6 protein-coding genes are annotated in these 6,000 nt (G+C 57.9%); all 6 read right to left on the reverse strand.

What is annotated here, in order from left to right; genetic code table 11:
• Positions 1 to 8: 8 nt before the first annotated feature.
• Positions 9 to 1,442 carry a cytochrome c oxidase accessory protein CcoG gene (gene ccoG / locus CKO42_RS22150; protein WP_200249211.1) on the reverse strand — a complete coding sequence of 478 codons (1,434 nt, stop codon included), beginning with the start codon at positions 1,440 to 1,442 and terminating at the stop codon, positions 9 to 11.
• A 170-nt stretch (positions 1,443 to 1,612) separates the two neighbouring features.
• Positions 1,613 to 1,753 (reverse strand): hypothetical protein, encoded by a 141-nt coding sequence (locus CKO42_RS22155; protein WP_200249214.1) that lies wholly within the window; start codon positions 1,751 to 1,753, stop codon positions 1,613 to 1,615.
• Between the two features lie 225 nt (positions 1,754 to 1,978).
• Positions 1,979 to 2,905 carry a cytochrome-c oxidase, cbb3-type subunit III gene (ccoP, locus tag CKO42_RS22160; protein WP_200249223.1) on the reverse strand — a complete coding sequence of 309 codons (927 nt, stop codon included), beginning with the start codon at positions 2,903 to 2,905 and terminating at the stop codon, positions 1,979 to 1,981.
• Positions 2,892 to 3,107 (reverse strand): cbb3-type cytochrome c oxidase subunit 3, encoded by a 216-nt coding sequence (locus CKO42_RS22165; protein WP_200249227.1) that lies wholly within the window; start codon positions 3,105 to 3,107, stop codon positions 2,892 to 2,894. The genes ccoP and CKO42_RS22165 overlap by 14 nt, the downstream gene beginning before the upstream one ends.
• A complete protein-coding gene (ccoO, locus tag CKO42_RS22170; RefSeq protein ID WP_200249235.1) occupies positions 3,100 to 3,957 on the reverse strand; it encodes a cytochrome-c oxidase, cbb3-type subunit II in 858 nt (285 codons plus the stop codon). The genes CKO42_RS22165 and ccoO overlap by 8 nt, the downstream gene beginning before the upstream one ends.
• A 40-nt stretch (positions 3,958 to 3,997) precedes the next feature.
• Complete coding sequence (ccoN, locus tag CKO42_RS22175; protein WP_200249252.1) at positions 3,998 to 5,449, reverse strand: cytochrome-c oxidase, cbb3-type subunit I; 1,452 nt, start codon at positions 5,447 to 5,449, stop codon at positions 3,998 to 4,000.
• Between the last annotated feature and the right edge of the window lie 551 nt (positions 5,450 to 6,000).

Consider the following 6,000-nt stretch of genomic DNA (forward strand, 5'->3'; position numbering starts at 1 on the left):
GCACAGACTCAGCGAGACGGCCCAAAGAAAGCGCTCTCGCGCTCAGCGGCAATCTCGGTGTTATCGCTGAGTGTTGTTGTGGCATGGAACGTCACAGGCAACGTTTCTCCAGGGAGGTCAGAGCGCTTGATCTTAACGAATACGATCATCGGCGTAACCTCACCAGAGCGGGTGAGCAAAGGCTCTTCGGCCCCGAGTAAGATGATCGGCGCCGAGCTCTCCGCGCTGATGCGCACCGTCAGATCTTGCTCGCTCTTGTTCAGCACCTTTAACGTGTACTTGTTTTGCACAGAACCGTCCGAAAGCTGGACGAAGAGCGGCGCCCGCTCGTGCAATACCTTGACCTCAATCGCCTCAAGACTGGAGAGACCATACATGATCCCTGCCAGCGCGAGTGCCAAGATGCCTGTGTACACCCATACCCGCGCGCGCATCAGCATCGGCTTGACCGGCTTGCCCTCGACCTCATCGAGCGAGGCATAGCGGATCAGCCCGCGCGGTTTTCCAACCTTGTCCATGACTGCATCGCAGGCATCAATGCAGAGCCCACAGGTAATGCAGCCTTCTTGCTGCCCATTACGGATGTCAACACCCGTCGGGCAGACTGCAACGCACTGATTGCAGTCAACACAGTCGCCGACCGTCCGATCCGCGCTGCTCTGTCCTTTCTGCAGCCGTCCGCGTGGCTCACCGCGCGCCTCATCATAGGCGGGTACAACCGTGGACTTGTCGAGCATCACGCCTTGGATGCGTGCGTAAGGACAGAGCCAGAAGCAGACCTGCTCTCGAAGCCAGCCCGCAAGCAAGTAGGTGCCGAAGGTAAACAGGGCCACCGAGGCATAAACCGCAACGTTAGCGTCACCGACGAAAAAGTCGCGCCATAGAGGACCAGCGCCATAAAACCAGGCGACGAAGCTGAAGCCCGTGAGAAAACCGATTAGGAGCCAGATCGCGTGCTTGAGGACCTTGACGCGCACCTTTCTCGCGTCGAGCGGTGCCTTATCGAGCTTGCGCCGCTGCGGTGGGCTACCCTCGAGCTTCTCTTCAATCCAAGTGAAGACATCGGTCCATACCGTTTGAAAACAGAAGTAGCCGCAATAGGCGCGACCCACGAGCGCAGTGACCACCGCCAATAGGATTGCGAAGAAGAGCAGCAGCAGCGAGAGCATCCAGAAGTCTTGCGGCAAGACGGTCACCCCGAAGAGGTGATACTTCCGGTTCGGGATATCGAACAGCACCGCCTGATTGCCGTTCCAGCGCAGATAAGGGCCGAGGAAAAAGATCAGCCAGACCGAAGAGGCAAGCCATTTAATGCGGCGCCACTTGCCAGGCATGCGTTTCGCGTGGATGGTCTCTCCGCCGGTATTGACCTCCCAGTGATGGGCCTCGGCGTAGAGTTCGTCCATCGCGGCACCAGAGCCGCGCGAAGGAGTCTCGTTCATAAGTACAACAACCAGGTTCGCACGCGCTCGAAAACGGTCTTACCTCACCCAGCAGGATTGCTATCGAGGCAGACGCCAAGTCAAGCTCAAAATAACAGCAGAAAAAAAGGGGGATTAATCATCCCCCTTTCCCGGTCCCTTACCCTCCTCGACACTTCTCAGGGCACAACTCAATGTGGCTGTTGCTCGCTCTTATGTCGTTCTGCATCCTCATTCATCAGCCTGATCACCTTGAAGACCAAGTAGCCGATGATGATGACGGCGAGTAGCACGCTGATGATTGAACCCCAAAACACCGCATCTAGGTGCATGTCATCCTCCTCACTCTCTGGTTTTAGTCGGTTCCTGAGATAGCCGCCAAACAGTTAGGCGGTGCGTTACCGTGGCGCAAACGCTTCATCGTCTGAATGGCGAAGCGCTATTGACCATTAAAGCTTCTGCTCGCACATCTCGCGCCTCGATCCTTATCGACGCTGAACCCACTGCGCAGAGCCAACCATGGCACAGCGGGTCAAGATGTTACGCGACCAGATGCTCTATTGACCTCCACCCAGGCTGTGCACGTAGACCGCCAGTTTTTTGATCTGGTCGGGCTCGAGCTTACCTTCAAGACTACCAGCCGAATCACCAAACGCAGGCATCACCGCATCGCGGGTTTGCTCAACGCCAGGCTGGTTCACACCATAGAGAATCGTGTGCTTAGCGCTCTCATAGCCGCCAGGCTCAAAGCGCCAGATACTATCGGTGAGGTTAGCGGCACCCACGGTAACGATGGTCCCATCTGGCAGCTCTGCCAGGATACCGTTTGCCTGTTGACCGTGGCAGGCCGTACAACCTTTCTCGTTGAACAGCTTCCAGCCGGCCTCGCTGCCCTCCCCGCCATCGGCAAGGCTGACGGTGAACTGTGATAACTGGTCGACCTCTGCCTCACTGAGGATGTTTTGGTGGGCCGTCATAGCCCCTTTGCGGCCGTTGGTGACCGACTCCACGATCTTTGCCATCGAGCCGCCATAGAGCCAGTCGTCATCGGCCAACACCGGATAGCCCGGGTTGCCCTGACCGCCGCTGCCGTGGCATGCCGCACAATAATCGCCAAACAGCACCTTGGCTGAGGCGAGCGTATATTGCGTCAAACCAGGATCGTCGAGAATCTGCTCCGGCGTCATGCTGGCGATTTGAGTCTCGTACTGGGCACGAACCTCCGCGACCTGCTCCATTCCCTGCTCAAATTCTTTGATTGAGGTCCAGCCAAGCACACCCTTAGTAAAGCCGCCACCCTCTTGGGACTGCCAAGGCAGTACCGGATACATGGGATAGAGGATGCCGTAAAGCACAAACCAAGCAATCGAGACCCAGAGCGCGATCATCCACCACTTCGGCGGCGGATTATTGAGCTCACGGATGTTATCGTCCCAAAAGTGACCGGTGTTGTTTTCGCCTGGGAACGGATTATGGTCGGCCATCGTTGTCTCCGAGGTCCTCGTGATCGTCTTCAAACGGGATATGCCTCTTGGCTTCGAGCTTGTCCCGATTCTTCGGCCGAAAGACCTGAAAATAGGCCACGACCATGAGCACGAAGATGACGACCGTAAGAATGGTTCCGACCCAGTCGGAGGCCGTCATCGCTGCCCAGTCGGTCTCGAAATAGTCTGAGAGGCTACTCACGATAGACCACTCCCGGGTCCAGCTTTGCCATGGTGCCGAGCACTTGCAGATAGGCAACCATCGCATCCATCCCAGTCTTGCCCTGCACAAGCCCGGCCGCGGCATCGATGTCGGCATCGCTGTAAGGCACACCGATTGCGCGCAATCCCTTCATGTGCCGCTGGATCTTCTCCGGCTTCAGGAGTTGCTCATCAAGCCAGGGATAGCCAGGCATCACTGACTCCGGCACCACCGAGCGCGGATCGCGTAAGTGCTGGCGATGCCATTCATCCGAGTACTTACCGCCCAGCCTTGCCATGTCAGGGCCGGTGCGCTTCGAGCCCCATTGGAACGGGTGGTCGAACATCGACTCCGAAGCGAGCGAATAGTGGCCATAGCGTTCACGCTCGTCGCGGAATGGCCGAACCTGTTGCGAATGGCACAGATAGCAGCCCTCGCGCTGGTAGATATCCCGGCCAGCGAGCTCCAGCGCTGTGTAAGGACGAATGCCATCACCGGGCTTCCAATTCCAGGTCGTCTCAATCGCTCGTAATTGACCGCGCTTTGGGTCCTGGACGAATTCGCCGTTATCCTTTTTCAGAAAGGTGCCCTGCTCATCAGTCTTGAAGCGCAGCTGATTGCCAGCCTCGTCGGTCTCGTAGGCCACCGAGACGATCGGGGTCGTCCCAGCCTCTTGCCAAACGATCTCAGGAAACCGGTTCGCTTCCTCGGTGCTCTTCAAATAGAAGAGCGGAACGATCTCGACGATGCCGCCAACCGAGAGCACGAGCGCGGTGACGATCAACAGCCCCCAGATGTTGCGCTCCAAGCGCTCCTGGATTCCCTTCGGTGGTGTGTTCTTATCAGCCATTTAAGGTTTACTCCTCGGGATGCGAGCGATGACGTTAGGCTTAAGCGGCAGCGATGGCTGGCATGCCACGCGCCTCGCGCAGACTCCCCGCGGTCACTGACTTGCGCACCGTCATGAGCACGTTGAACAACATGACAATGGCGCCGAGCAGGAAGATGCCACCGCCGACCGCACGCATCGCGTAGTACGGATGCATGGCGGCAACCGATTCGACGAAGGTGTAGGCGAGGGTGCCGTACTCGTCATAGGCGCGCCACATCAGGCCCTGCATGATGCCGGACACCCACATGGCGACGACATAGATCACGGTACCGATGGTCGCGGTCCAGAAGTGGACGTTGACCAGTTTCTCGGACCACATCTCGGTGTGCCACAAGCGCGTCATCAGGTGGTAGATGGCGCCGATCGAGATTCCCGCGACCCAGCCAAGCGCGCCGGAATGAACATGACCGATCGTCCAGTCGGTGTAGTGCGAGAGGGCGTTAACCGTCTTCAGCGACATCACCGGACCCTCAAAGGTCGACATCGCATAGAAGGCCAGAGCGATGATCAGGAAGCGCATAACGTAGTCGGTGCGCAATTTGTCCCAAGCGCCCGAGAGGGTCATCATCCCATTCACCGCTCCACCCCAAGATGGGATGATCATCGCCAGCGAGACAGCAGCACCGAGCGAGCCTGTCCAATCTGGCAGAGCGGTGTATTGCAGATGGTGGGCACCGAGCCAGACGTAACCGAACATCAGCGCCCAGAAATGGATGACCGACAGCCGGTAAGAGTAGATCGGCCGATTGGCCTGCTTCGGCACGAAGTAGTACATGATCCCGAGGAAGCCGGCGGTGAGGTAGAAGCCGACCGCGTTATGGCCCCACCACCACTGGATCATCGCGTCCTGCACGCCCGAGAACAGGCTGTAGGATTTCATCAGCCCGACCGGGATCGACAGGCTGTTGACCACGTGCAGATAGACGATCATCACCATCATGCCGAGGAAGAACCAGTTCGACACATAGATGTGCGAGGACTTCCGGTTGGCGATGGTCATGATGAAGTTGAAGGTGAATGCCAGCCAGACGACGGCGATCAGAATGTCGATCGGCCATTCCAGCTCCGCATACTCTTTCGACTGGGTGAAGCCCAGCGGCAGCGTGATCACCGCCAAGACGATGATGAGGTTCCAGCCCCAGAAGGTGAACCAGGCCAGCTTGTTGCTCCAGAGGCTGACGCCGCAGGTACGCTGGACCGTGTAAAACGCGGTGCCCATGAGGGTACAGCCACCAAACGCGAAGATCACCGCGTTGGTATGCAGAGGCCGCAGGCGACCGAACGAGATGTAGGGGTTATCAAAATTGAGGAACGGCCAAGCGAGCTCGGACGCGATATAGACACCAACGCCGGCCCCTACCACCAGGTAGACGACGGCCATGATCGTAAACCAGCGGACGACGTCAAAGTCGTATTTTCGTTCCGCTGTATAGTCGGCTGTAGCTTCCATAGACCCCCCCAAACTGGCTGGGAAAAACAGAGGTGACTGGGCACTGCAGGCCCGATGTTTTGGTGGTGCGCCGCGCCTCGGCACATGACTGCGCCATGAGACTGGATCGATTGCGAAAAGTCAAGACAAGCTCGCCACAGAAAACGCTCCGGTGAGGCATTTCACACAGCATCGATTGATCTCGATCAGGTTGCCAAAGCGATAACCCAGCCAAGATAAGGCCTTATTTTTATAGGCTTTTTAGAAAAAGGCAGGCGCGCTGACAGGGCCGAAACGCGCTAGTGAGAACGTTGCACGGCCGACCAAGTGTAAAGGTGGGATTTTCCAGCCGGCATGCGCCCACTGAACAAAGAATAGAGGACGAAAGTCGGAAGCGCCGCCCTCGGTCAGCCGAGGGTGTCGAGCGCTGAACCCGGGCGCCGCTCATATATGGTCCGCCCCGCGATGCAAGAGCCACTTGACTGTTCAGCAGAAGGAAACGTTGCGGCCATATATCCGGCGTCGTGATGAGGTGGCGTGATCGCTCCTCGCGCCCTGATGGAATCCGCGCG

It is taken from the genome of Lamprobacter modestohalophilus, from assembly GCF_016583905.1.
Classification (GTDB): Bacteria; Pseudomonadota; Gammaproteobacteria; order Chromatiales; family Chromatiaceae; genus Lamprobacter; species Lamprobacter modestohalophilus.